The sequence below is a fragment of the Dyella jejuensis genome (genome assembly GCF_044904675.1).
Classification (GTDB): Bacteria; Pseudomonadota; Gammaproteobacteria; order Xanthomonadales; family Rhodanobacteraceae; genus Dyella_B; species Dyella_B jejuensis.
This window is the reverse complement of sequence record NZ_JADIKJ010000006.1, coordinates 64,759-90,005: the sequence shown is the minus strand read 5'-3', so window position 1 is coordinate 90,005 and position 25,247 is coordinate 64,759. Positions and strand designations below refer to the sequence as shown.

22 protein-coding genes and 1 other RNA gene are annotated in these 25,247 nt (G+C 64.1%); 15 read left to right on the top strand and 8 right to left on the bottom strand.

Features of this window, described 5'->3' with window-relative positions:
- Positions 1 to 59 precede the first annotated feature (59 nt).
- The 4 genes from metK to ISP15_RS07010 all read right to left on the bottom strand — a co-directional run bounded on the left by metK (position 60) and on the right by ISP15_RS07010 (position 4,888).
- Positions 60 to 1,259, bottom strand: a complete 1,200-nt coding sequence (gene metK / locus ISP15_RS07025) for a methionine adenosyltransferase (protein WP_404546482.1) — start codon at positions 1,257 to 1,259, stop codon at positions 60 to 62.
- A gap of 150 nt (positions 1,260 to 1,409) precedes the next feature.
- Entirely contained in the window at positions 1,410 to 2,258 is an 849-nt protein-coding gene (locus tag ISP15_RS07020) for an alpha/beta hydrolase (RefSeq protein WP_404546481.1), read from the bottom strand.
- 305 nt (positions 2,259 to 2,563) lie between these two features.
- Positions 2,564 to 3,547 carry a tRNA dihydrouridine synthase DusB gene (gene dusB, locus ISP15_RS07015; RefSeq protein WP_404546480.1) on the bottom strand — a complete coding sequence of 328 codons (984 nt, stop codon included), beginning with the start codon at positions 3,545 to 3,547 and terminating at the stop codon, positions 2,564 to 2,566.
- Positions 3,548 to 3,628: 81 nt separating this feature from the next.
- Positions 3,629 to 4,888 carry a nucleoside permease gene (locus ISP15_RS07010; RefSeq protein ID WP_404546479.1) on the bottom strand — a complete coding sequence of 420 codons (1,260 nt, stop codon included), beginning with the start codon at positions 4,886 to 4,888 and terminating at the stop codon, positions 3,629 to 3,631.
- A gap of 467 nt (positions 4,889 to 5,355) precedes the next feature.
- Here ISP15_RS07010 and ISP15_RS07005 point away from each other — a divergent pair, with 467 nt between their 5' ends.
- Positions 5,356 to 5,991, top strand: a complete 636-nt coding sequence (locus ISP15_RS07005; RefSeq protein WP_404546478.1) for a homoserine/threonine efflux transporter — start codon at positions 5,356 to 5,358, stop codon at positions 5,989 to 5,991.
- A 27-nt stretch (positions 5,992 to 6,018) separates the two neighbouring features.
- Here the strand turns inward: ISP15_RS07005 and ISP15_RS07000 are convergent, their stop codons facing one another.
- Genes ISP15_RS07000 through ISP15_RS06985 form a run of 4 tightly spaced genes read right to left on the bottom strand, consistent with a single transcriptional unit; the run spans position 6,019 to position 10,233 of the window.
- Complete coding sequence (locus ISP15_RS07000; protein ID WP_404546476.1) at positions 6,019 to 6,618, bottom strand: uracil-DNA glycosylase family protein; 600 nt, start codon at positions 6,616 to 6,618, stop codon at positions 6,019 to 6,021.
- A complete protein-coding gene (locus tag ISP15_RS06995) occupies positions 6,615 to 7,985 on the bottom strand; it encodes an FAD-binding oxidoreductase (RefSeq protein ID WP_404546475.1) in 1,371 nt (456 codons plus the stop codon). Before ISP15_RS06995 ends, ISP15_RS07000 begins: the two co-directional genes overlap by 4 nt.
- Before the next feature lie 44 nt (positions 7,986 to 8,029).
- Entirely contained in the window at positions 8,030 to 8,386 is a 357-nt protein-coding gene (locus tag ISP15_RS06990; RefSeq protein ID WP_404546474.1) for a YraN family protein, read from the bottom strand.
- Positions 8,386 to 10,233, bottom strand: coding sequence for a penicillin-binding protein activator (locus ISP15_RS06985; protein WP_404546473.1), 1,848 nt, complete (start codon positions 10,231 to 10,233; stop codon positions 8,386 to 8,388). The genes ISP15_RS06990 and ISP15_RS06985 overlap by 1 nt, the downstream gene beginning before the upstream one ends.
- 76 nt (positions 10,234 to 10,309) lie before the next feature.
- Between ISP15_RS06985 and rsmI the strand changes: the two genes are divergently transcribed.
- From rsmI to ISP15_RS06915, 14 genes are all read left to right on the top strand, one after another.
- Positions 10,310 to 11,149, top strand: a complete 840-nt coding sequence (gene rsmI / locus ISP15_RS06980; protein ID WP_404546472.1) for a 16S rRNA (cytidine(1402)-2'-O)-methyltransferase — start codon at positions 10,310 to 10,312, stop codon at positions 11,147 to 11,149.
- A gap of 70 nt (positions 11,150 to 11,219) precedes the next feature.
- An RNA gene (rnpB, locus tag ISP15_RS06975) (RNase P RNA component class A) lies at positions 11,220 to 11,582 on the top strand.
- A 273-nt stretch (positions 11,583 to 11,855) separates the two neighbouring features.
- Positions 11,856 to 12,302 carry a division/cell wall cluster transcriptional repressor MraZ gene (mraZ, locus tag ISP15_RS06970; RefSeq protein WP_404546471.1) on the top strand — a complete coding sequence of 149 codons (447 nt, stop codon included), beginning with the start codon at positions 11,856 to 11,858 and terminating at the stop codon, positions 12,300 to 12,302.
- Positions 12,303 to 12,608: 306 nt separating this feature from the next.
- Entirely contained in the window at positions 12,609 to 13,553 is a 945-nt protein-coding gene (gene rsmH, locus ISP15_RS06965; protein ID WP_404546469.1) for a 16S rRNA (cytosine(1402)-N(4))-methyltransferase RsmH, read from the top strand.
- Positions 13,550 to 13,822, top strand: coding sequence for a cell division protein FtsL (gene ftsL, locus ISP15_RS06960; protein WP_404546468.1), 273 nt, complete (start codon positions 13,550 to 13,552; stop codon positions 13,820 to 13,822). Before rsmH ends, ftsL begins: the two co-directional genes overlap by 4 nt.
- Positions 13,819 to 15,633 (top strand): peptidoglycan D,D-transpeptidase FtsI family protein, encoded by a 1,815-nt coding sequence (locus tag ISP15_RS06955; RefSeq protein ID WP_404546466.1) that lies wholly within the window; start codon positions 13,819 to 13,821, stop codon positions 15,631 to 15,633. Before ftsL ends, ISP15_RS06955 begins: the two co-directional genes overlap by 4 nt.
- Positions 15,630 to 17,105, top strand: a complete 1,476-nt coding sequence (locus ISP15_RS06950; RefSeq protein ID WP_404546464.1) for a UDP-N-acetylmuramoyl-L-alanyl-D-glutamate--2,6-diaminopimelate ligase — start codon at positions 15,630 to 15,632, stop codon at positions 17,103 to 17,105. Before ISP15_RS06955 ends, ISP15_RS06950 begins: the two co-directional genes overlap by 4 nt.
- Positions 17,102 to 18,469, top strand: coding sequence for a UDP-N-acetylmuramoyl-tripeptide--D-alanyl-D-alanine ligase (locus ISP15_RS06945; protein WP_404546462.1), 1,368 nt, complete (start codon positions 17,102 to 17,104; stop codon positions 18,467 to 18,469). The genes ISP15_RS06950 and ISP15_RS06945 overlap by 4 nt, the downstream gene beginning before the upstream one ends.
- The gene (gene mraY / locus ISP15_RS06940) at positions 18,459 to 19,541 is read left to right on the top strand and encodes a phospho-N-acetylmuramoyl-pentapeptide-transferase (protein ID WP_404546459.1); all 1,083 of its coding nucleotides are present in this window, start codon (positions 18,459 to 18,461) and stop codon (positions 19,539 to 19,541) included. The genes ISP15_RS06945 and mraY overlap by 11 nt, the downstream gene beginning before the upstream one ends.
- A gap of 3 nt (positions 19,542 to 19,544) precedes the next feature.
- A complete protein-coding gene (gene ftsW, locus ISP15_RS06935) occupies positions 19,545 to 20,783 on the top strand; it encodes a putative lipid II flippase FtsW (protein ID WP_404546456.1) in 1,239 nt (412 codons plus the stop codon).
- Entirely contained in the window at positions 20,780 to 21,892 is a 1,113-nt protein-coding gene (gene murG, locus ISP15_RS06930) for an undecaprenyldiphospho-muramoylpentapeptide beta-N-acetylglucosaminyltransferase (RefSeq protein ID WP_404546454.1), read from the top strand. Before ftsW ends, murG begins: the two co-directional genes overlap by 4 nt.
- The gene (murC, locus tag ISP15_RS06925; protein ID WP_404546452.1) at positions 21,889 to 23,334 is read left to right on the top strand and encodes a UDP-N-acetylmuramate--L-alanine ligase; all 1,446 of its coding nucleotides are present in this window, start codon (positions 21,889 to 21,891) and stop codon (positions 23,332 to 23,334) included. The genes murG and murC overlap by 4 nt, the downstream gene beginning before the upstream one ends.
- On the top strand, positions 23,334 to 24,491 hold the full coding sequence (locus tag ISP15_RS06920) for a D-alanine--D-alanine ligase (protein ID WP_404546450.1): 1,158 nt from the start codon (positions 23,334 to 23,336) through the stop codon (positions 24,489 to 24,491). The genes murC and ISP15_RS06920 overlap by 1 nt, the downstream gene beginning before the upstream one ends.
- A complete protein-coding gene (locus tag ISP15_RS06915) occupies positions 24,488 to 25,234 on the top strand; it encodes a cell division protein FtsQ/DivIB (protein WP_404546448.1) in 747 nt (248 codons plus the stop codon). Before ISP15_RS06920 ends, ISP15_RS06915 begins: the two co-directional genes overlap by 4 nt.
- Positions 25,235 to 25,247 lie beyond the last annotated feature (13 nt).

The window sequence follows — 25,247 nt, the reverse complement described above, 5'->3', positions numbered from 1 at the left end:
AAAAGCAAACGGACCGCGCGTGGCGGTCCGTTTGCGGCGTAACCCGAAGGTGTCAGGCGTTACTTAAGCTTGGCGTCGGCCCGCAACGCATCGGCCTTGTCGGTCTTCTCCCAGGAGAACGCCGTAAAGGTCTTGCCATCCGTGCCCTTCACCTCGTATGGAGTGCGGCCGAAGTGGCCGTAGCTGGCGGTCTGCTGATACATCGGATGGATCAGGTCCAGCATCTTGATGATGCCGTATGGACGCAGGTCGAAATGCTTGCGGATCAGCTTCTCGATCTTTTCGTCGCTGATCTTGCCGGTACCGAAGGTGGTCACCGAGATCGAGGTCGGCTCGGCCACGCCAATGGCGTAGCTCACCTGCACTTCGCAGCGATCGGCAATGCCGGCGGCGACGATGTTCTTGGCCACATAACGCGCGGCATAGGCGGCCGAACGGTCCACCTTGGACGGATCCTTGCCCGAGAACGCGCCACCGCCGTGACGAGCCCAGCCGCCGTAGGTGTCGACGATGATCTTGCGGCCGGTCAGGCCGCAATCGCCCACCGGGCCGCCGATCACGAACTTGCCGGTCGGGTTAATGTGGAATTTGGTGCCCTTGTGCAGCAGCTTGGCCGGCAGTACCGGCTTAAGGATGTGCTCGCGCACCGCCTCGACCAGATCCTTTTGCTTCACGCTTGGATCGTGCTGGGTCGACAGCACCACCGCATCGATCGACGTAGCCACGCCGTTCTCGTAGCGCAGCGTGACCTGGCTCTTGGCGTCCGGGCGCAGCCACGGCAGCGGCGAGTTCTTCTTCTTGCGGATCTTGGCCTGCTGCTCGACCAGGCGGTGCGAATAGTAGATCGCCGCCGGCATGAAATCGCGGGTTTCGTTGGTGGCGTAGCCGAACATCAGGCCCTGGTCGCCAGCGCCCTGTTCTTCCGGCTTCTTGCGGTCCACGCCCTGGTTGATGTCCGGCGACTGCTTGCCGATCAAATTCAGCACACCGCAGGTCTCGCCGTCGAAACCGACTTCCGAGGAGTCGTAGCCGATATCAAGGATGACCTTGCGCGTCAGCGCTTCCAGGTCGATCCAGGCGCTGGTGGTGACTTCGCCGGCGACGATGGCTACGCCGGTCTTCACCATGGTTTCGCAGGCCACGCGGGCGCGGGGATCCTGCGCCAGGATCGCATCCAGCACGGCATCGGAAATCTGGTCGGCGACCTTGTCTGGATGGCCTTCGGAAACCGATTCGGAGGTGAAGAGGTAATTGCTCATCGTGGCTTATATCCTTCTTTACGGATAAAGAGATGGAAGGGGGAAACGGGCATTCTACACGCACCAGCTCCCGGAATCACCGCCAAGTCTGGCATATCCGGGTGATGGCGAGATCGTGTTCAGGCCCTCGCGGCCGGCCGGCAGGGCCGGTCATGGGGATGGCGCGGAGGTATGGGCGTGGATGAATGCCAGGGTGTCGTCGAGGGTAGGCGCCTTGCCACGCAGCGGGCGAGAGAGGGCGAAGGCCAGCGTGATGTGCCCCACTGCCGGATAGAGCTTCAGATCGACCGCGTCATGGTGCTCGCGCAGCGTCCGCGCCAGGGAAATGGCATTGGACGGTGCCACTTCCTGGTCTGCCGTGCCCTGTAGCAGCAGCATCGGCGGCTCGTGGCCGCTGACATGGCGCACCGGCTGCGCGCGCGCTTGCGAGGCCTGGTCGTGCCCGAAAATGTCGAGCATGTCCTTTTCGCCGGGATCGATCGGCATGAAGTCATAACAACCGGCCAGGCCGATGAAGCCCGCCAGATTGTCCGGGCGCAATCCATATGGCGCGAGCCAGGACGGATCGGTGACCAGCAGCGCGCCGATCTGGCCGCCGGCGGAGTGCCCCATGACGAACATGTCGCCCGGCGAACCGCCGAACGATCCAATGTGCTCATGCGCCCAGGCCACGGCACGCGCGCCATCTTGCATGAAGCCATCCATTTTTACTTGCGGGTATTTGCGGTAATCGGGAATCACCGCGACGATCCCATGCGCAGCCAATGCCGTGCCGACGAAGCGATACCAGGCGCGCTCGCCGTGCGTCCAGCTGCCGCCATAGAAGAACACCACGACCGGCGCATGGTCGGCATGCGCGGGGCGATACACATCGAGTTTCAGCTGGTGCCGTGCGTCGAACACAATGTCGTGCGTGGCTTCGATGCCGGCACGTCGATCCGTGGCGTTGAGCCCGGTGAACAGCGTCGCCTCGCATCCGCCAAGTAGCAGCGCGGCCATTGGGAGCGCGATGCGCAAAAGAAAGCTTGGCCAAAACCGACGAGGCGAAAAAGACATGGGCATGGATGAGGGACAGAAAAATCAATGATGCCTGCAATCGCGCCGTCAAAGGTTACCTTCCTGGGGCGGAGCGTTTCTTCCCGCCCCATGCAAGATAATCGTGAGTGACACGTAACCGACCGCCGGCACTTCTCGCCCGATTAACCGCATCGTGTAACAGCAAGTCGACAATCCTTCGCATGCGCCAGCGTTGCGCTTGTCGACAGACTCCGATAAATATTTGCTCGGTGGATACGTACGGCGCCTCAGGCTGCCAGCATCGTCCCGTGCCTGGCGGAAAAATAGTGCCGCGTCAGTCGAAGTTGATCGGTAGCGGTTTCAGCCTGGTTGACGACTTGGCGGAACGCTGCATTTTCCGGATGATCTTTCACATACCATCCAAGATGTTTGCGCGCGATACGCACGCCTGCCTGCTCGCCATAGAACGCATAAAGCTGTTCGAGATGGCCCAGCAGGATCGCGGCGATATCCGTTGACGACGGTGGGTCGAGCAATTCGCCTGTGGCGAGGTAGTGGGCTATTTCGCGGAAAATCCACGGACGTCCTTGTGCACCGCGGCCGACCATGACGGCATCGGCGCGTGTAACGTCGAGTACGTGCCGGGCTTGTTGCGGTGTGACGATGTCGCCATTCGCCAACACCGGTATGCGCACGGCCGCCTTCACTGCGGCAATGGTTTCATACTCCGCGTCGCCTTCGTATTTGTCGGCGCGCGTGCGGCCGTGCACGGCGAGCGCAGCGATACCGCTGTCTTCAGCGATGCGCGCAATGGTTAGTGCGTTCCTATGCCGGCGATCCCAGCCGGTGCGGATTTTCAGCGTTACCGGTACCTCGACCGCGTCCACGACCGCCTTCACGATGCGTGCCACCAGCGGCTCGTCCTGCAGCAGCGCCGAGCCGGACCATACGTTGCACACTTTCTTGGCCGGGCAGCCCATGTTGATATCGATGATCTGGGCGCCGTTGGCGACATTGAAGCGCGCGGCCTCGGCCAGCATGCCCGGGTCGTAGCCGGCGATCTGCACGCTGATCGGTTCTGGCTCGCCTTCATGGTCCATGCGCTTGAGCGACTTGCGCGTTTGCCACAGGCGCGGATCGGATGCGGTCATCTCGGACACCGCCAATCCAGCACCCAGCCGCTTGCACAGCAAGCGAAACGGCTTGTCGGTGACGCCGGCCATGGGGGCCAGCACCACCGGAGGATCAATGCGGTAGGGGCCGATCTGCATCCGCTTAGTGTAAGCCCTGATCGCCCCGGGCTTCTCGTTCCTGCCTTGCCCGCGCCCATGCCGGGCCCGGCGGCGGGATATTCAGTGGCCGGGAATGCTCCGTACCGTGTCCGGCTCGTGCTTGTGCCGGAACAGGAGCACGAACAGCACTGCCACGCTCAGCGAATAGATGGCGAAGGTCATCCAGATGCCGTGCCATTCCAGGCTATGGTCGGGGCGGGTGAAGTATTTGTCGATGACAATGCCGCTGATCGAGCTGCCGAGTACGGCGCCGATGCCGTTGGTCATCAGCATGAACAGGCCTTGCGCGCTGGCGCGGATGGCGGGGTCGCTCTGGCCTTCCACGAATAGCGAACCGGAGATATTGAAGAAATCGAAGGCCATGCCATAGACGATGCAAGACAACACGATCATCCACAGGCCCGGGCCGGGATTGCCGAAGGCGAACAGGCCAAAGCGCAGCGTCCAGGCCAGCATGCTGGTCAGCATCACCGCCTTGATGCCGAAGCGCTTGAGAAAGAATGGAATCGCCAGGATGAACAGTGTTTCGGAAACCTGCGAAATCGACATGATGATGGCGGGATAGCGCACCGCGACCAGGTCCTTGTAGGCATCGACCTTGTCGAAATCATGCAGGAAGGTGTCGCCGTAAGCATTGGTCAGCTGCAGTGCGGCGCCCAGCAGCATGGCGAAAATGAAAAAGACCGCCATCTTGCCGCGCTTGAACAGCGTGAACGAGGTAAGGCCCAGCGCATCCAGCCACGAATGATGATCGTGGCCGCGTAAACGTGGCGGGCAGGGCGGCAGCGTAAACGCATAGAGTCCGAGCACGAGCGCGGCGACCGCGGCCACATAGAACTGGCCGGTGGTGGTTTCCAGGTGCAGCAGGCTCACCATCCACATCGCCGCGATAAAGCCCACCGTGCCCCACACGCGGATCGGCGGATAGACACGGACCACGTCCGCGCCTTCCTGCTTCAGCGCGTTATAGGCCACGGTGATGGCCAGCGAGATGGTCGGCATGTAGCACATCATGTTGATCAGCATGATCCAGAACAGCGTGCCCGGATCGTTGATCATCGGCACGATGCACAGCACGAGCGCGCCGGCGATATGCAGGCTGCCGTACAGGCGCTCCGCGCGGATCCATTTGTCGGCGATCACGCCGGTGATCGAGGGCATGAACAGCGAAGCGATGCCCATGGTCGAGAAAATCGCGCCGAATTGCGTACCCGACCAGTGCCGGTTCTGGAACCAGTAGGCGCCGATCGTGATCAGCCAGGCTCCCCACACGAAATACTGCAGGAAGTTCATCGCGATGAGTCGCAACTTCAGGCTCATGGGCTGGTTTTCCGCATTTGCGCTTTCCCCTGGGGATACTCTGAACAATGCTACGTAGGCGTCACCAGCTCTGTCTGTTCGCAGACCATAGGTTCGTCGGCGCACGCGGGGAGGGTACATGGATGTACCCGGCTTTGAGGAGCGAGGAAGGGATGCGGACAGACAGAGCTGGCCCCAACATGTTGAATTTAAAGCGATGGGGTGATGACCAGAAGGCACGCAGAGTGTGCCGCGCGGCTTGGCAAGACGGCCAGTCTTCCCGGCGCCGCACAACACACTCTGCGAGCCTTCTGGTCATCATGCCGCCTGCGTAGCATTGATCAGAGCATCCCTAGTCAGGCCAGGGACCGCCCCCACGCCAAAAGCGATGGCAGCGTAGAGGAATCCATGACCTGCCGGCAAGGCGCGGCGCGGCAGGCCGCGCCTTGCCGGCGCGTCTACACTGCGCGGATTCGCCGGAGCGTTTCATGAGCCTGTTCATCACCATCGCGATCGTGCATATCATCGCCCTGCTTAGTCCGGGGCCGGATTTCTTTTTTGTCTCGCAGACGGCGGTGAGTCGCTCGCGGCACGAGGCCATGGCCGGTGTGGCGGGAATCGCGCTGGGCGTCGCCATCTGGGCGGCGCTGGCGCTGCTGGGCCTGCAATGGCTGTTGCACCGGCTGGCATGGCTGGAGCGGCTGATTACCCTGAGTGGCGGTCTGTATCTGTGCTGGATGGGTTTGAAGATGCTGCGTGGGGCGTTCGCCCGTCCCGCGCCTGGCGCCAACACCGCGCCCGAAACCGTGCCGGTCGGTGCGGGTACGTGGCGTTCCCTGCGCAATGGTTTGTTCACCAATCTCGCCAATCCGAAAGTGGTGGTTTATTTCGGCAGCATCTTTTCCGCGTTCGTCGGCGAAGGCGTCCCGGCGGGCGCACGCTGGGGCCTGTGGACGATGGTGGTGGCGGAAACCTTGCTGTGGTTCTCGCTCGTCGCCGGATGCTTCGCGTTGCCGGTGATCCGTCGTGGTTACCTGCGTATAAGTCGCTGGATCGACGGCTGTGCCGGCGCGGTATTCATGCTGTTCGGGCTGCACCTGATATTTTCGTCGCGCAGCGCTTGAGGCTACGGCTTGCGATGCCGGCCTTTTTCATCCGCGTGACAGCGTGCGAGCCACCAGTTGGCGTAACACCGGCAGCAATTCCGCTTCGAACCACGGATTGCGCTTGAGCCAAAGCTGGTTGCGCGGACTGGGGTGCGGCAGCGGCAGCACGCCGCGCGCGAGATGGTATTGCCAGGCTTGCACGGTGTCGGTGAGCGAGCGACCGCGTTGATCGCCGATCACGCCGGCTTGTGCGTACTGGCCGATCGCCAGCGTGCATTGCACGCGCGTCAATTGCGCCAGCAGGCGCGGATGCCAGGTCGATGCGCATTCAGGGCGGGGCGGCAGGTCGCCATTCTTGCCGCTGCCGGGAAAGCAGAACCCCATCGGCACGATCGCGATACGCTCGGCATCGTAGAACGTGTCGCGATCGACGCCGAGCCAATCACGCAACCGATCGCCACTGGCGTCGTTGAAGGGAATGCCGGTGGCGTGCACTTTCCGCCCCGGCGCCTGGCTTACGATCAGCAGGCGCGATGATGCCGCTGCCTGCAACACCGGACGCGGGCCGTCCGGCAGCTGGGCGGCGCACAAGCGGCACGCACGGATCTGTGCCAGCAGCGCTTGCAGCGACTCCGATTGCTTCACGGCAGCAGCTTGCCCGGGTTGAGGATGCCATCCGGATCGAACGCGCTTTTGACGTTGCGCATCAGGCCCAGCGTGCTCGGCTCCAGCGCGAGTGGCATGAATTCGCGCTTGACCAGACCGATGCCGTGCTCGCCGGAAAGCGTTCCCTGCAGCGCGATGACCAGTGCGAAGACATCGGCGAGACAAGCATGGGCGCGTTCGTGTTCGGCTTCGTCGCGGGGAAGCAGGTTCACGTGCAGATTGCCATTGCCGGCGTGGCCGAAGGTGACGATCAGCACATCGTGCTGGCGCGACAATTGGCGAATGCCATGGACCAACTCCGGCAGCCGGCTGACCGGCACGACCACGTCCTCGTTGATCTTGTTCGGCGATATGGTGCGCTGCGCAGGCGACAGCGCCTTGCGTGCGGACCATAGCGCCTGGGTTTCTTCGGCGCTCTGCGCGACGTGCAGGGTTTCCAGGCCATCGCCATGGGCGGCACGTGAAATGGCATCGACGGACGAAGGCAGCGTGGCAGGCTCGCCGTCGACTTCGATCATCAGCATGGCGCCTGCCAGTGGCACGCTGTCGCCGCCGTGGTCATGGGCGAGTTGCAATGCAACGTCGTCGATGAATTCAAGCGCGCACGGCGTGACCGGCTGCGCCATGATGCGCGCTACCGCATGCGCCGCGCTGGTGACATCGCGATACGTCGCGCGTAGCGTGCGCAAGCCGGATGGCTTGGGGGTGAGCTTGAGCGTGGCTTCGGTGATCAGCGCGAGCGTGCCCTCCGAGCCGATCAATAGACGGGTGAAGTCATAGCCGGTGGCGCCCTTGCTGGTGTAGGTGCCGCAGCGAAATCCGTCGCCGGTGCCGGCCACGGCGCGCAGCCCCAAGGTGTTTTCGCGCGGACTACCGTATTTCACGGTACGCGGGCCGGCGGCGTTGCACGCCAGATTGCCGCCGATGCTGCACCAGGGCGATGAAGTGGGATCCGGTGGCCAGAAGAAGCCATGCGGTGCCAGTGCGCGCTGCAGGTCGCCGTTCAGCACGCCGGGCTCGACGACGGCCAGTCGATTATCAGGATCGATGCGCAGGATGCGGTTCATGCGTTCGAAGCTCACCACCACGCCGCCTTGCACCGGCACGGTTGCGCCGGTGGTATTGGTGCCGCGGCCGCGGGCGATGACGGGTACGCCATGTTCGCGGCAGGCGCGCACCAGCGTCTCTACTTGTGCGTGCGCTTGGGCAAACACCACCGCATCCGGCAAGGCGTGGCGACGCGAATTGTCGTAGGCGTAGGCAAGCCGCTCGGCTTCATGCGTGGAACAGGCCTGTGCGCCGAAGGTTGCATGCAGTATGTCGAGCAGGGAGGTGGGCAGTTTCATCGCTTTACTTCCTCCCTTGGCCGAGAGGTGACGGAGATCGATTGTCAGCCAGCTTCAAATGCCCCGCGCAGCCAGTTCATGCGCGCGTTGTCGGCGGGGCCGTCATAGCTGACCACATCAAAGCGGCAAGTGCGCTGTGCATGTTGCGGATGGGCGGCCAGCCACAGCTGGGCGGTCCGTACCAGGCGCGCCTGCTTGGCTGCCGTCACCGATGCTGCCGCGTCGCCGTAATCGGCGCGAATCCGGTGTCGCACTTCGACGAACACCACGGTATCGCCATCGCGCATCACCAGGTCCAGTTCGCCGTAGCGAGTGGTGTAGTTGCGGGCCAGCAAGGTCATCCCTGCCTGTTTGAGTTCGCCGCACGCGCGCTGTTCGAACGCTGCTCCAGCAATGCGCATCAATGGCCTGCCGGTAGCGCAGGCGCAGGCGTGCTGCTGGCGGGTGCTGGCGCGCTGGCGCCCGATGCGGGACTGGCTGGCGCGTTGTCCATTTCCAGGCTGCCGTTCATCGGACGCGCCACGCCATCCTGGAATTTCATCCAGGCCAGTACGCGCTTCACATGTCCGAAGGTGTCGTCGGCAAGCTGTCCGGTCGCGCCAGGCAGGTAACTGCCGGGGTGGCTTCGCAGCCAATCGAGATAGGGCACGAGGTTCCACGCATCCATGCCGAATGCGAACAGTTGCGCTGTCGCCCCGCTTGCGGCGGGAAGCTGTGCGGCGATGTCCTGGTAGCTCGGCAAGCCGCTCTGCGCGTCGAACAACCAGGGCGCATCGCAGAACTCCACGCCTTCCAGGTCGCGGTCGGCGGTGGGATTGTCGCTGCCGCCATAGATATGCGAGGTGCCGAACACCGGCAGGTTGATGCGTTCCACGCGCAGTTGCGGCAGCAACAGGCGCGCCTGTTCGGGACGCATGCTGATGAACATGCCGGCGTCGTCGCCGGCGCTGCCCGCATTCAATGCATCGATGGCGCTGCCGTAGTTGACGTTGCCCGGGGCGATCTGCGCGCTGCCGGCCAGCTGCCCGCCTTTCGCCTGCCATTCGGCCTTGAATGCGGTAGCCGAACGCTTGGCGAAATCATCGTTGGAAATGACGACGTAAGCGCTATGGATGCCACGTTCGGCCATGTGATCGGCGGCCTGGGCGCCTTCGTCTTCCGGCATCAGCGCGAACTCGCTGGCAGTGCCGGCGGGCAGGTTCTTGTTGTCCGAATGATTGAGGGCGAGCACGGGAACCGGCAGCGATGCCTGGCCCAATACACCCATCACTTCGCTGCGCGTCAGCGGGCCTACTACCAGTTGCGCGCCGTCGGAAACGGCCTGGTTGTACGCCTTGATCGCACTGGCGGCGGTGCCGCCGCTGTCGTAGACGCGAACTGCCGCGCGCGGCGCATGCGTATCGGAGGCCTGGAAATAAGCGGCGAAAAAACCTTCGCGAACCGCGGAACCGGCCACCGCCCACCCGTCGCTGTTGGGCAGTAACAAAGCGACCCGCGCGGGCATCTTGTAGCCTTCGCGCACGCTTGCGCTGCCGCCGGGAACCAATGTGCCGACGGCCTGTTCGAGATTGGGTTGCGCTTGCGCGACGGTGACGCCGAGGCGGCCCAGCGCTTCGTCGACCCACGGCAGCATGCGATCGTCCGGTTGCATCGCGGCTGCGCGGCGCTTCAGCGGATCCGCGCCGAGCTTGGCCAGCAGGGAAACAGCCTGGTCGCGGTTTTGCGTGCGATCCATGCCTTGCAACAGGGGGTCCATGCTTACGCGAGTGCGCGCAGCACTCCAGAAATCGCCCGTGCCGGCCTGGGCCTGCGCGCGCAGGTCCAGCAGCCGCGGCTGTAGATCGGGCGGTACCGCGAGGCCGGTTTGCGTGGTCAGGCGCAGCGCCGTGGCGGGATCGTGCTGATGCAGCGCGATTTCCGCGCGCAGCAGATCCAGTCGCAATGGTTCGTCATCGGTGAGCTGGTCGCGCTGGATGCCGGCGACGACCGGGGCGGCGCGGTCAAGCGCGTTCTCCTGCCGATAGGCTTCGGCGGCCAGCAATTTGTAATGATCGGCGAGGCTGGGCGTCTGCGTGGCGAGCGCCAGATAAGCTTGCGCAGCTTGGTCGAATTGTCCCAGGCTGGCCAGCAGGGCGGCGTTCTGCGCCGCTGCGATCTCGGCCGGCGAGCGCTGCACCACGGCGGGTGCGCAGGCACTCAACACCAGCGAAATCAGCAGGCCTGACGCGGCAAGACGACTCGGGCGCATGCGGCTTCCTCGATCCCTTGGGACAATTGCGCGATCATAGCCGATCGTCTTATCGGTCACCGCGAAAGGATCCGTCATGTCGTCCAACCCGATGGGTACCCTGTGGGTGGTGGCAACGCCGATTGGCCATCGCGACGATATCTCCGCGCGCGCCATCGAAACCTTGCGTAGCGTCACGGTGATCGCCGCTGAGGACACCCGCCACAGCCGGCCGCTGTTGCTCCAGCACAACATCGGCACGCCGTTGATCGCGCTGCATGAGCACAACGAGCGCGAGGCGGTCGCGGCGATCGTGCGCCGATTGGAGCTGGGCGAGTCGGTCGCGCTCATCTCGGATGCAGGCACGCCGCTGATCAGCGATCCGGGCTTTCGCCTGGTGCGTGCGGCGCGCGAAGCGGGCATCCGTTGCGTGCCGGTGCCGGGCGCGTGCGCGGCGATCGCCGCGCTTTCCGTGGCGGGCCTGCCCAGCGACCGCTTCGTGTTCGAAGGTTTCCTGCCGCCGAAATCCGCGGCTCGCTGCAGCAGGTTGCGGGAGTTGGCGGCCGATCCGCGCACGCTGATCTTTTATGAATCCTCGCATCGCGTAGCGGAAAGCCTGGCCGACATGCGCGATGTGTTCGGCGCATCGCGTGAAGCCGTGCTGGCGCGCGAACTCACCAAAATGTTCGAGACCGTGATCGGCGAACCGCTGTCGCAACTGGCCGCGCGGGTGGTCGAGGATCCGAACCAGCAGCGTGGCGAGTGCGTGATCCTGGTCGCCGGGCGTGGCGAGGAGGTCGATGCGACATTGGCGGAGGGCCAGCGGGTGTTCGCGATCCTGCGCGAGGCATTGCCGCCGGCCAAGGCGGCGAAGCTGGCGGCGGCCATCACCGGCGCGCCACGGAAGCTGCTTTATGGAGACGGTGGCGAGGGATGAATGCATGGCGCCATGTCGCGTGTTCTCGTCATTTCGTCGTTCCGGTCGCTTCTTCCCTATAATGGTCGGCGGAGTCGGCCGGACAGTCGCGTCGCGCGCAAGCGCATCGAGGAAAGTCCGGGCTCCACAGGGCAGGGTGCCAGGTAACGCCTGGGCAGCGCGAGCTGACGGCCAGTGCAACAGAAAGCAAACCGCCGATGGCCCGCAAGGGCACAGGTAAGGGTGAAACGGTGCGGTAAGAGCGCACCGCGCGCGGGGACAACGTCGCGTGGCACGGTAAACCCCACCCGGAGCAAGACCGAATAGGGGAACGATAACGCGGCCCGCGTTGTTCCCGGGTAGGTTGCTGGAGCCAGGCGGTGACGCCTGGCCGAGAGGAATGACTGTCGCGCCGCAAGGCGTACAGAACCCGGCTTACAGGCCGACTCCACCTTTTTACTCAGGACCGAGTTAGGAGGGGCGGGAGACGAGGGCGGCGCCCAGGCGCCTCTTGCTCGTTTTCTCGCCCCTCTTCGCTGATCGTATTGATCGCAAAAAAACCATAGCGATCAAGGGTCTCGAAAAGCTTTCTAGAAAACACTGCATAATTCGCCACAACCTCGCCTTTCTCCTTGATTCACAAGCAAAAAATCCTTGACAGTCTCAAGGGGCGAGACTATCGTGGATTCCTGTGTGAAATCGTGGGATTTCGTGGAGTTCATGGCTTGTGTTCCAGGGCGAGACCGCCATCACCGTCGATGACAAGGGCCGTCTGGCTATTCCGACTGCTTATCGGGAGCTAGTGGCGGGCGCCTGCGCCAATCGGCTGGTGATCACCTACAACCCGTTCGAGTCGGGCTGCCTTTGGCTGTTCCCGCATGCCGAATGGGAGCGGGTTCGCGATCAGGTGAATGCATTGCCGAGCGTCAAGGCCGTGCACCGCGCCTTGCAGATGAAGCTGGTTGGCGCGGCCGCGATGGTCGAGCCCGACAGCGCGGTGCGCATCCTGTTGCCAGCCAGTCAGCGCGTGGCGGCCGGGATCGAGAAAAAAGCGGTCCTGCTGGGTATGGGCAACAAGTTCGAGCTGTGGAGCGAGCAGGCCCATCTGGCCAAGATCCGCCAGACCATCGGCGAAGACGAAATCAGTGACGACATGACGGACCTGCGACTCTGACCGGTGACGGTCAAGCGCGGGATGAATGCGAACAAGAGCGGGAGTGCGGCATGGCCAAGAGCCTGAATTCATGTTGCCAATGGCCCGCGCCGGAAGCTGTTTGCACGCAAGGCCAGGAAGAGTGAGGGCGTGTATGTCGATACACGACCGAGCGACAGCATGGCCTTGCGTGCACATAGACCCGGCCCTACGGGTTGCGTCGCCGTGGCCTTCATGCGGCAGCGCGCGGCTTGATCAGGGAGCTGCCTTGACCGGCGTCGTGCATTGCCTGAAGACCGCAACGACACAACGCGGGCCATGGGCAACATGAATCCGGGCTCTCAATGGCGGCATATCCCGGTGATGCTGGATGAGGCGGTGGAGGGTCTCGCCGTGCGGGAAGGCGGGCGTTATCTCGATGGCACCTTCGGACGCGGCGGTCACGCTCGCGCCGTGCTGTCGCGTCTTGGCGCAGAAGGCCGGTTGTTGCTGATGGATCGCGATCCGCAAGCCATCGCCGCCGCGCAGATAGTGTTCGCGTCTGACCCGCGTGTATCGATCCGGCATGCCAACTTCTCCACCTTGGGCGAATGGGACGAAACCGCGTCCGGCCTGGACGGCGTGCTGCTCGATCTGGGTGTTTCCTCGCCGCAATTGGACGAAGCTGCGCGCGGCTTCAGCTTCATGGCCGATGCGCCGCTGGACATGCGCATGGACACCACGCAGGGCGAAAGCGCGGCTGACTTCCTTGCTTGCGCCGATGAGCGCGAGATCGCCGATGTGCTGTGGACCTTCGGTGAAGAGCGTTTCAGCCGCAAGATCGCGCGCGCGATTGTCGAGCGCCGCGCCGAAGCGCCCATCGCGCGTACCGGCGAGCTGGCGGCATTGATTGAACGCACGATCGGCCGCCGCGAACCTGGCAAGCATCCGGCCACGCGCAGTTTCCAGGCGCTGCGTATCCGCGTGAACGGCGAACTCGAAGCGCTGCAACGTGGGCTCGATGCGGCGCTCGACCGGCTAAACGTGGGCGGACGCCTGGCGGTGATCAGCTTCCATTCGCTGGAGGATCGTGCGGTCAAGCTGTTCATTCGCGATCATTCGGGGCGCGTGCAAGGCAGCCGCCGTGGCCCGCCCATGGCAGCGGCGCCTGCGCGCCTTGCCGCGGTCGGCAAGGCGCGCTTTCCCTCCGCGGCCGAGCAGGCCGCGAACCCGCGTGCGCGCTCAGCCGTATTGCGCGTGGCCGAAAAATTATCCGAGGAACCTTCCGCGTGAAGGCCATCGGAATCTTTTCGCTGTTGCTGCTGCTGGCGGCGGTCATGATCACTGCGATCGCGGTGGTATGGACCCGGCACCAGAGCCGCGTGCTGTTCGTGCAACTGACGCAACTGCAAAGCCAGCGCGATGAATTGAATATCGAATACGGCCAGCTCGAACTGGAGCAGGCCACCTGGGCCGAACCGCGCCGCATCGACGAGGAAGCGCGTACCAAGCTGGGCATGTTCATGCCGCGTCCGCAGGACGTGCAACTGGTGCGGCCATGAACCGGTTGCAGCGCCCCATCGCCAAACCTTCCGCGCGTCGCCAGGGGGCGGGCCCCAGTGCGCGCCGGCGCATGCTGCTGGTGATCGCCGTGCTCGCTGCCGCATCCGTCGGCTTGATGGCGCGCGCATTCGACCTGCAAGTAGTGCGCAAGCAGTTCTACCAGGACCAGGGCGACGCGCGCTTCCTGCGTGAAGTACCGATCGCGGTGTCGCGCGGCACCATTTTCGATCGCAACGGTGAGCCGCTGGCGGTTTCCACGCCGATGGTTTCCATCACCGTGGTGCCATCGGAAGTGCTGGACAATGCCGACCGCATCCCCGCCCTGGCCCAGGCGCTGGGAACCAGTGCCGATGATTTGAAGGCTTATCTCGAACAGCGTGCCGACCGCGAATTCGCCTACCTGCGTCGTCAGATGAATCCGGACGCGGCGCAGGCCGTGCTCGCGCTTGGCGTACCGGGTGTCAACGGACAGCGCGAATACAAGCGCTATTACCCATCTGGCGAAGTCACCGCCCACGTCCTGGGCTTCACCAATATCGACGACCACGGTCAGGAAGGCCTGGAGCTGGCCTTCGACAGCTGGCTGTCCGGCAAGCCGGGTGCGAAGCGCGTGATCCGCGATCGCATGGGCCATATCGTGGAAGACGTCGAGCAAGTGCGTGCGCCGCAGCCTGGGCAGAACCTTACGCTCAGCATCGATCGCCGGATCCAGTTCCTGGCCTACAGCGAATTGAAAAAACAGTTGGAGGACGTGGACGCGGACTCAGGCGAAATGGTGATACTCGACGTGCACACCGGCGAGATCCTGGCAATGGTCAGCCTGCCCACCTACAACCCGAACGCGGTTAACGGAACGACTGGCGCGCAGCGCCGCAATCGCGCTGTCACCGATGTGGTGGAACCCGGCTCGACGATGAAGCCTTTCACGCTGGCGGCAGGCTTGTCCAGCGGCAAGTACACGCCGACTTCTCCCTTGGTGGATACCGGAAACGGCCACTGGATGTACTACGGCCACGACATCCGCGACGACACGCCCAATGGCCTGTTGACGCCGACCGGCGTGCTGACCAAGTCCAGCAACATCGGCGCCGCCAAGATTTCGCTTTCGCTCGATACGCAATTCGTCTACGACGCATACAAGGCATTCGGCTTCGGCGACAGTACGGGCAGCGGGTTTCCCGGCGAATCATCCGGTTTCCTGAAAGTCGGGCATACCTGGCGCCCGTTGGAAAAGGCGACGATGGCGTTCGGCTACGGCATGAACGTGACGCCGCTGCAACTGGCCAACGCCTATGCCACGCTGGCTGACGATGGCGTCATGCACTCGCCTACGTTCATCAAGGAAGGCGACAACGACGGCAAGCAGATCGTATCGCCGCAGATCGCGCGCGAGCTGGTCGCCATGCTCGAAACCGTGACCGCGCCGGGCGGCACGGCAACGCGCGCGCAGATCGCCAACTACAGCGTGGCCGGCAAGACGGGCACGGCGCATCTGGCCGCGATCGGCGGTTACGCCAAGAACAATTACAACTCGCTGTTCGCGGGTATCGTGCCGGCCACCGCCCCGCGCCTGGTCGGCGTGGTAGTGATCAATAACCCGAAAAAAGGCTACTTCGGCGGCGCTGTCTCTGCGCCGGTATTCCAGCGCGTGATGGACGGTGCGCTGCGGCTGCTGGACGTGCCGCCAGACAATATCGGGCGCTGGTACGTGGGCGGTCCATTGCAATCGGGTGGTGGACTGGCTGGCAACGCGCCGCCGCCGGCGAACAACCAGGACGATGCCGCTGCCGCGGAGGTGGTCGATCCATGAACGGCCAGCGCCTCGATCATCTGTTGCAGGGCATTGCCGAGACCACGGACGGTGGATCGATGGTCGTTTCCGGCCTCGCCCTCGATTCGCGCCAGGTGCGCGGTGGCGACGCCTTCTTCGCCTTGCGCGGCACGCGCGGGCATGGCATTGAATTCGTCAGCAGTGCAGTACAGCGCGGCGCCGTGGTGGTGCTGGCCGAAGCGCCCCCGTGTTCGCTGGAAAATCCAGGCGTGCCGGTGCTATGGATCGATGGCCTGCATACCTTCGTCGGTGAAATTGCCGCGCGTTTTTTCGGACGTCCATCCGAATCGATGCGCATGATCGGCGTCACTGGCACCAACGGCAAGACGTCGACCGTGCAGATGCTGGCGCAAGCGCTGGAAAAACTCGGCCATCGGACGGCCACCATCGGCACGCTGGGCGCCGGCCTGCATGGACGGCTGAGCGAAGGCGAGCGCACCACGCCCGATGCCATTGCCGTGCAACGCCTGCTGGCGGAATTTCGCCGCGACGGCGCTACCCATGTAGCGATGGAAGTATCCTCGCATGCGCTCGAGCAGGGCCGCGTGGCAGCCACGGCTTTCGATGTGGCTGCGTTTACCAATCTCACCCGCGACCATCTCGATTACCACGGCAGCATGCAAGCCTATGGCGCGGCCAAGGCGAAGCTTTTTGCATGGCCCGGCCTGGCATCGGCGGTGCTCAATATCGATGACGCTTTCGGACGCGAGCTGTCCGCCGGGCTCGCTCCCGAAGTGCGGGCGCTGCGCCTCAGCGGGGCTGGCGATAAGCATGCCGACATCGCAGCCACTGATATCAGTACCTCGGCCCAGGGCATCACTTTCGACCTGCGCACACCGTGGGGTACGCAGCGAATTCACAGCCGCCTGCTGGGCCGCTTCAATGTCGCCAACCTGCTTGCCGTGGCCGGTTGCCTGGGGGCGTTAGGTGAATCGTTCCCGCGCATGGTCGAGGCGCTCGAGGCGCTCGATCCAGTCAATGGACGCATGAATCGACTTGGCGGCGCACACGATTTGCCCTTGGTAGTTGTCGACTACGCTCATACGCCGGATGCCTTGGAACAAGCCCTCCAGGCGCTTCGCGCGCATTGCGCCGCGCGGCTGATCTGCGTGTTCGGCTGCGGCGGCGAGCGCGATGCAGGCAAGCGTCCGCAAATGGGGGCGATCGCCGAGCGGTTGGCCGATGTCGCCATCGTCACCGATGACAATCCTCGTGGCGAGGATGGCGACCTGATCGTCGCGCAAATCCTGGCCGGAATGGCGCAGCCGTCGGCCGCTACCGTGCTGCGGGATCGCGAAGCGGCCATCCGCGGCGCACTGGACAGGGCAACTACGGGAGACGTCGTGTTGATTGCTGGCAAGGGCCACGAAACCTACCAGGAAGGCGCGGGCGGCAAGCGCGCGTTCGACGATATGGCGGTAGCGCGAGCCGTGCTGGAGGAACGCGCATGATGCAGTTGGCCGCCATCGCCATGTGGACGCATGGGCACGTGCTCGCAGGCGACGCCAGCGTGACGGGCGTGGCAATCGATTCGCGCAAGGTCAAGCCGGGCGATCTGTTCGTGGCCTTCAAGGGCGAACGTGTGGATGGCCATGATTACCTTGCCGATGCCAAGGCGCGCGGCGCGTCGGCAGCCTTGGTGGAACGCCGGGTCGAGATCGATTTGCCGCAGGTGCAGGTGGAAAACGTCGAACTGGCGCTGGGAGACTTGGCCAGCGCGGTGCGCGCGCAGCGCAATGCGCGGGTGATCGGCATTACCGGCTCGAACGGCAAGACCACGGTGAAGACGCTCACCGCGTCGATTCTTTCGCGCCATGGCCGCACGCACGTCAACGCCGGCAGTTACAACAACGAGATCGGACTGCCGCTGACCTTGCTGTGGATGCCGGAAGACACCGAATACGCAGTGCTCGAGATGGGTGCCGGCAAACCGGGCGATATCGATTACCTCGCCGCCATTGCACGGCCCGATATCGGCCTCGTGAACCTCATCGCGCCGGCGCATCTTGAGCGGATGGGTACGATCGAGACGGTGGCAGAGACCAAGGGTGCGCTTTATCGCGCCTTGCCGGCCGACGGCGTGGCAGTCATCAACGCAGACGACGCCTTCGCCAGTTTCTTTGCGGGGCTGGCGGGCGGTCGCAAGGTGCTGCGTTTCGGGCTGGACCACAAAGCCGACATTGGCGCGGACATCCTGGACCTGCGTGTCGATGGCTCGCACTTTGTGCTGAGCACGCCACAGGGCGATGCGCAGGTGCAGTTGCCGCTGCCTGGCCGCCACAACGTCGCCAATGCCTTGGCAGCCAGTGCGATCGCGCTGGCGCTGGAGGTGCCGCTCGACGCGATCGTCGCCGGGCTGGAACAGGCTGCGCCAGTCGAAGGGCGCCTCAAGCGTATCGCGATGCCCGACGGCTGGACGCTGATCGACGACAGCTACAACGCCAACCCCAGTTCGATGCAGGCGGCGATCGATACGCTCGCGCTCGCCCACGGTGAACGCTGGCTGGTGCTGGGTGATATGGCTGAACTGGGTGCGGATGCGCGTGCATTGCATGCGGGGGTCGGCCGCCATGCACGCGAACGCGGCATCCAGAAATTGTTTGCGGTGGGCCCGCTGAACGCAGCGGCGGTGGAAGCGTTTGGTGACGGCGCCACGCATTACGCCGACCGGGCCGCCTTGATCCAGGCCCTGCAGGCCCAATTGCATGCCGGCGTGACCTGCCTGGTGAAAGGCTCGCATTCGGCAGGCATGGAACATGTCGTGGCGGCGCTGAAAGGCAACCGGCCAGGGGAGGGCGCGCACCATGCTGCTTGAACTGGCCGACTGGATGGCACGGCATTTCACCGCGCTGCATCTGTTCCAGTACATCACCTTCCGCACCATCATGGCGGCGTTGACGGCGATGGCGATGTCGCTATTGTTCGGACCGGTGCTGATTCGCAAGCTTGCCGCGCTCAAGGCCGGGCAGGTCGTGCGCAAGGATGGTCCGCAGACGCATTTGTCCAAGGCTGGCACGCCCACGATGGGCGGCGTGATGATTTTGCTGTCCGTCGCCATTGCAACCCTGTTATGGGCGGATCTCGATAACCGCTATGTATGGCTGGTGCTGGCCGTACTGGTGTGCTTCGGCGCCATCGGCTTCTACGACGACTACCGCAAGCTGGTGCTGAAAGATAGCCGTGGCCTGGCATCGCGCTGGAAATATTTCTGGCAGTCGGTGTTTGGCCTTGGCGCGGCCTGGTTCCTGTACCACTCGGCGATCCTTCCGGCGGAGACCGCGCTGTTCGTGCCGCTGTTCAAGCACGTCGCCGTGCCGCTGGGCGTGTTCTTCATCGTCGTGGCTTACTTCATGATCGTGGGTTTCTCCAACGCGGTGAATCTCACCGACGGACTGGATGGACTCGCGATCATGCCGACGGTGCTGGTGTCGGGCGCGCTCGGCATCTTCGCCTATCTTGCCGGCAACAAGGTGTTTTCCGAATACCTGGGCATCCCGGCCATTCCTGGCGCGGGCGAACTGGCCGTGGTCTGTGGCGCGCTGTCAGGCGCAGGCTTGGGTTTCCTTTGGTTCAACACGTATCCCGCGCAAGTGTTCATGGGCGACGTCGGCGCGCTGGCAATCGGCGCGGCGCTGGCGGCTATCGCGGTGATCGTGCGGCAGGAAATCGTGCTGCTGATCATGGGCGGCGTGTTCGTGATGGAGACTGCTTCGGTGATGCTGCAGGTCGGCAGTTTCAAGATGACCGGCAAGCGCATTTTCCGGATGGCGCCGATCCATCATCACTTCGAATTGAAAGGCTGGCCCGAGCCACGGGTCATCGTGCGGTTCTGGATCATCAGCGTGGTGCTGGTGCTTATCGGTCTGGCTACGTTGAAGGTGCGCTAGGCCATGATCAAGCTGTTTGGCACATCGCAGGCAAAGCGTCGACAGGGTCCGCGCGGCAAGTTCGACTTGCCGCTGCTGGTGGCCCTGGTCGGGCTTGCCTGCCTGGGTGCCGTGATGGTGGCGTCGAGTTCGATCGCTGTCGCCGACAGCATGCACATGGGGCAGTTCTATTACCTCAAGCATCACCTGGCGTATCTCACGCTCGGCGTGGCCGTTGCCGGCGTGGCGATGCGCACCGAATTGAAAGTGGTGGAAAAGCATGCGTTCTTCCTGATGCTGGTGGCTTTCATCCTGTTGCTGGCGGTGTTCGTGCCACACCTGGGGATGCGCATCAACGGCGCACGTCGCTGGCTCAACCTGCTCGTGACTTCGTTCCAGCCAGTGGAAGCCGTGAAACTGATCCTGGTGGTGTACATCGCCAGTTACCTGGTGCGTCATCGTGAGAGCATCGAGACGCGCTTCCTGGGCTTGATCAAGCCGATCGCCGTGTCAGGCGTGATCGTGTTGTTGTTGTTGGCGCAGCCGGATTTCGGCTCGGCCACGCTGGTGATCGCGGTCACCATCGCGATGGTCTGGCTGGGCGGCGCGCGGCCGCTGTTCCTGTGCATCATGGGTCTGCCGCTGATGCCGCTGCTGGCGATTGCGGCAACCAGCGAAAGCTATCGCATGAAACGCCTGACCTCGTTCATGGATCCGTGGAAGGATCCATTCAACGACGGTTTCCAGCTGACCCAGTCGCTGATGGCGATCGGCCGCGGCGAGTGGACCGGCGTTGGCCTGGGCTCGAGCGTACTGAAGTTGTCCTACCTGCCCGAAGCGCATACCGATTTCATCTTTGCGGTAATCGGCGAAGAACTCGGCCTGTTCGGCATCATCGCGGTAATGGCCCTGTTCGCGCTGGTGGTCTGGCGCGGCCTGCACGTGGGACTCAAGGGCGTGGAAGTCGGGCAGCGTTTTGCTGGCTATGTCGCGTTCGGCATTTCATTGATGATCGGTCTGCAGACCATGGTATCGATCGGCGTGAATCTGGGGGCGCTGCCCACCAAGGGCCTGACGCTGCCGCTGATCAGCTATGGCGGTTCATCCATCGCGCTCACCTGTGTGATGGCTGGCGTACTGCTGCGCGCCACCTACGAAATCAATCGCGCACTCGACGCGCGCCACATGGCTACGCGCATGCCCGCCACCGCGGCGCCTGATGCGAATGCGGCTGCGCGCGAGCGCGAAGCGGTGGCGGCATGACCATGGCCGGAAAGCGCGGATTCACGACGGATGGCGCACAGCGCACAGCGCCGGTGTTGATCATGGCCGGCGGTACCGGCGGTCATATCTTCCCTGGCCTGGCTGTGGCAGAAACGTTGCGCGCCCAGGGTGTGCCGGTGGTATGGCTGGGTGCGGCGGGCGGCATGGAAACCAAGGTCGTACCGGCGCACGGCATCGACTTGCATACCGTGCCGGTGGGCGGATTGCGCGGCAAGGGTTTGAAGACGCGCCTGCTCGCACCGTGGATGCTGTTGCGCGCGCTGCTGTCGTCGCTCGCCGTGCTGCATCGGCTGAAGCCGCGCAGCGTGCTGTCGATGGGTGGCTATGTGGCCGGACCGGGCGGCATTGCCGCGCGCTTGCTGCATCGTCCACTGCTGGTGCACGAACAGAACCGCGTCGCTGGCTTCACCAATCGCAAGCTGGCCACGCATGCACGCCGGGTCATGGCCGGCTTCGCCGATAGCCTGCCGAACGCGGAATGGGTAGGCAATCCGGTGCGAGCGGCGATCTCCTCGCTGGCGCCTCCGGCACAACGCATGGCCGGTCGCCTTGGCCGGCCACGTTTGCTGGTGCTTGGCGGCAGTCTGGGTGCGCGCGCGTTGAACCTGTCCGTTCCGCCGGCGCTCGCTGCCTTGCCGCCGGCATTGCGTCCGGAAGTGCTGCACCAATGCGGCAATCGCGGCATCGAAGAAGCGCGCAAGGCGTATGCCGACGCAGGCGTCGAAGCGCAGGTCGTGCCATTTATTGAAGACATGGCTGGCACCTACGCATGGGCCGACCTGGCGGTATGTCGCGCCGGCGCGCTCACGCTTGCCGAACTCACCGCATGCGGCCTGGGCGCCGTGCTGGTGCCGTTCCCTTACGCGGTGGATGACCACCAGACCCGCAACGCCGAGGCGCTGGTCGCCGTCGGCGCTGCCGAATTGATACAGGAGCGTGACCTGGACACGAAGGAACTGGCGCAGCGACTGAGCATGTTGCTGGGCAATCGCGCCAAGCTGCTGGCGATGGGCGAGGCCGCGCGCACCTTGGCCAAGCCGGATGCCGCGGCGCACATCGCGCGCGCCTGCGTAGAGGTGGCCGCATGACGCCGCGTCGACTGCTTGCGCACGAAGACCTGATGAGCACGTTCCGCCGCGTGCACTTCATCGGCATCGGTGGCGTAGGCATGAGCGGTATCGCGGAGGTGCTGCATAACCTTGGCTATGCCGTATCCGGTTCGGATCGCAGCGAATCGGCGACCGCGCAGCGCTTGCGCCAGCTCGGCATCGACGTGCATATCGGCCACGCCGCAGCGCATGTCGGCGATGCCGACGTGGTGGTGACGTCCAGCGCGATCAAGCACGACAATCCGGAACTGGTCGCCGCGCGCGAGGCGCGCATCCCGGTGATTCCGCGTGCAGAAATGCTGGGCGAACTGATGCGCTTCCGGCGCGGAATCGCGATTGCCGGTACGCATGGCAAGACCACCACCACCAGTCTCGTTGCCAGCGTGCTGGCCGAGGCCGATTACGATCCTACCTTCGTGATCGGCGGCCAGCTCAATGCGGCCGGCGCGAATGCGCGCCTGGGCACGGGCCAGTACCTGGTCGCCGAAGCGGATGAGTCGGACGGTTCTTTCTTGCTGCTGTCGCCGGTGATCGCGGTGGTCACCAATATCGATGCCGACCACCTGGAGAATTACCAGGGCGATTTCGCGCTGGTACGCAAGGCATTCAATGATTTCCTGCATCGCCTGCCGTTCTACGGGCTGGCGGTGCTCTGCGTGGACGATCCGGAAGTGGCCGAACTGGCCAAGCTCACGACTCGCCGCGTGATGACCTACGGCATTGACGCCGAACACGCCGATGTACGCGCGACCCATGTGCAGCAGCGTGGTTTCGAAATGCATTTCGACCTGCTGCTGCCAGGAGTCTCCGATGCCATCCCGGTAACGCTCAACCTGCCGGGACGTCACAACGTGCTCAATGCCCTGGCCGCGGCCTCGATCGGCTGGCAGTTGGGGGTGGAGGCCGACGCCATTGCTCATGCGCTGGCGCATTTCCAGGGTGTCGGACGCCGCTTCCATCGCCGTGGCGAGATTGCGCTCGATCAAGGCAAGGTGATGCTGGTCGATGACTACGGCCACCATCCTCGCGAACTGGCTGCAGTGTTTGCCGCGGCGCGTGGCGGCTGGCCGGACCGCCGGCTAGTTGTCGGTTTCCAGCCACACCGCTACAGCCGCACGCGCGACCTGCTGGACGATTTCGCCAACGTGTTGGCCGAAGCCGACGTGCTGGTGCTTACCGAAGTCTATCCGGCCGGCGAAGCGCCGATCGCCGGCGCGGACGGTCGTGCGCTGGCGCGTGCCGTGCGCGCGCGCGGCAAGGTCGATCCGGTACTGGTCGGTCATCCACGCGAATTGAAAGACGCCTTGCCGGCACTGCTGCGCGATGGTGACCTGCTGCTGCTGCTGGGTGCCGGCGACATCGGCGCCGCTGCGGTGGAGCTGGCGCAGGCCGGGCAGTTGAAAAGCGGGGGACAAGCATGATGGAAAAGATTTTTGCGCAGCGGGACTCCGGCGTCATAACCCATGATTCGACCGCGTCGATTCAGGCAAGCACGGTCGTGCCGGTGACCGCTGCATCCGGGTCCTCTCATTCCGGAGCGGCCGCGCAAGCCGCTGCTGGCGCTCGCGTTTCGAGCCCCGCGTTGCGCGCCGCGCGGATCACCGATCCGGCGCAGTTCGGCCGCGTCGCTGTGGTGATGGGCGGCAGCTCAGCCGAGCGCGAAGTGTCGCTTGATTCGGGTCGCAACGTGCTGGCGGCCTTGATCGCGCGTGGTGTGGACGCGCATGCGATCGATGGCATTCCGGCGCTGCTCGATGCATTGCGTGCCGGCCATTTCGCGCGCGTGTTCAACATCCTGCATGGCCAGCATGGTGGCGGCGAGGATGGCGTGCTGCAAGGCGCGCTGGAATCGCTGCATATTCCCTACACCGGCTCGGGCGTGCTGGGTTCGGCACTGTCGATGGACAAGACGCGCTCCAAGCGCGTGTGGCAATCGCTGGGACTTCCAACACCGGCGTTCGTGCCGCTTCCGCGTGGCGCGGATGTGCATGCGGCGGCGCGCGAGATCGGCTTCCCGTTGATCGTGAAACCGGCTTGCGAAGGTTCCAGCGTAGGCGTTACCCGCGTGTTCGAGGAAAAGGATCTCGATGCCGCCGTGGCGCTAGCCGAGAAATATCCCGGCGACATGTTGATGGAAGCCCTGATCGAAGGCGACGAACTGACCGTCGGCATTCTCGGCCGCCAAGTGTTGCCGAGCATCCACATCGTGCCCAAGGGCGCGTTCTACGATTACAACGCCAAATACATCGCCGAAGACACGCGCTACATCTGCCCTGGCCTGGAAGGCGAAGTGGAAGCGGCGCTGCGTGCACTTTCGCTCGAAGCGTTCGACGCCCTGGGCTGCCATGGCTGGGGGCGCGTCGATCTCATGCGCGACCGCCAGGGCCGCGACTGGCTGCTGGAAGTGAACACCGCGCCAGGCATGACTTCTCACTCGCTGGTGCCGAAGGCGGCTGCCGTGGCTGGGATTGATTACCAGGAACTGTGCTGGCGGGTGCTTGAGACAAGCATGCATAGGGAGCACGGCGCGGGCGCTTCGCCGTCGTTCTCCGCGGATTCCACGGGAGGGAGTTCGTGAGAGGAAGCATCCGCCTCGTTGCCTGGTGCCTGGCCATCGCCCTGGTGGCGTTGCCGATCGTCGGCGTGCTGTGTGGCTGGTTTGCCGCCGATCGCTGGCCGGTGACCCAGCTGACTGTGCAGGCCGAATTCAAGCACGTGAGCGTGGCGCAGCTTCGTGCCGCCGTGCTGCCTTGCTTGGGCAAGGGTTTCTTCGCGTTGAATCTCGATGCCGTGCAAAAGTCGGTAGCTGCGCTGCCGTGGGTGGAATCGGTCGAGGCGAGCAAGCGCTGGCCGGATACTTTGCTGCTGCGCGTGTACGAGCGACAGCCTTTTGCCCGCTGGAATGCCAGCCAGCTGATCAGCGGCGAAGGCAAGGTCTTCGCGGTGCCGGATGCGGGCAGCTATCAGCAATTGCCTGACCTGCACGGCCCGGACGATCACCTCGCCGAGGTCGTGAGTTTCTTCGCCGACGTGCAAAAGGCTTTCGCGGGCACGCATCTGAAAATCACCGGCGTCACGCTGACGGACCGCGGCAGCTGGAGCGTCGCGACCGACAGCGGCGCGCAGATCGTGATCGGCGACCGCAGTCAAGCCGGTCGACGCCTGCGACGTTTTCTCGCGGTGTATCCGAAAGTGGTTGCAGGTCATGACCAAAACTTCGAGTACGCAGACCTTCGCTACACCAATGGCTTTGCCGTGAAGTGGCCGCAATCGTCGGTTGCCCCGACTACCCCGATCGCCGGAGGCGCGCCGCGCACATGAACATCAAGTGCTT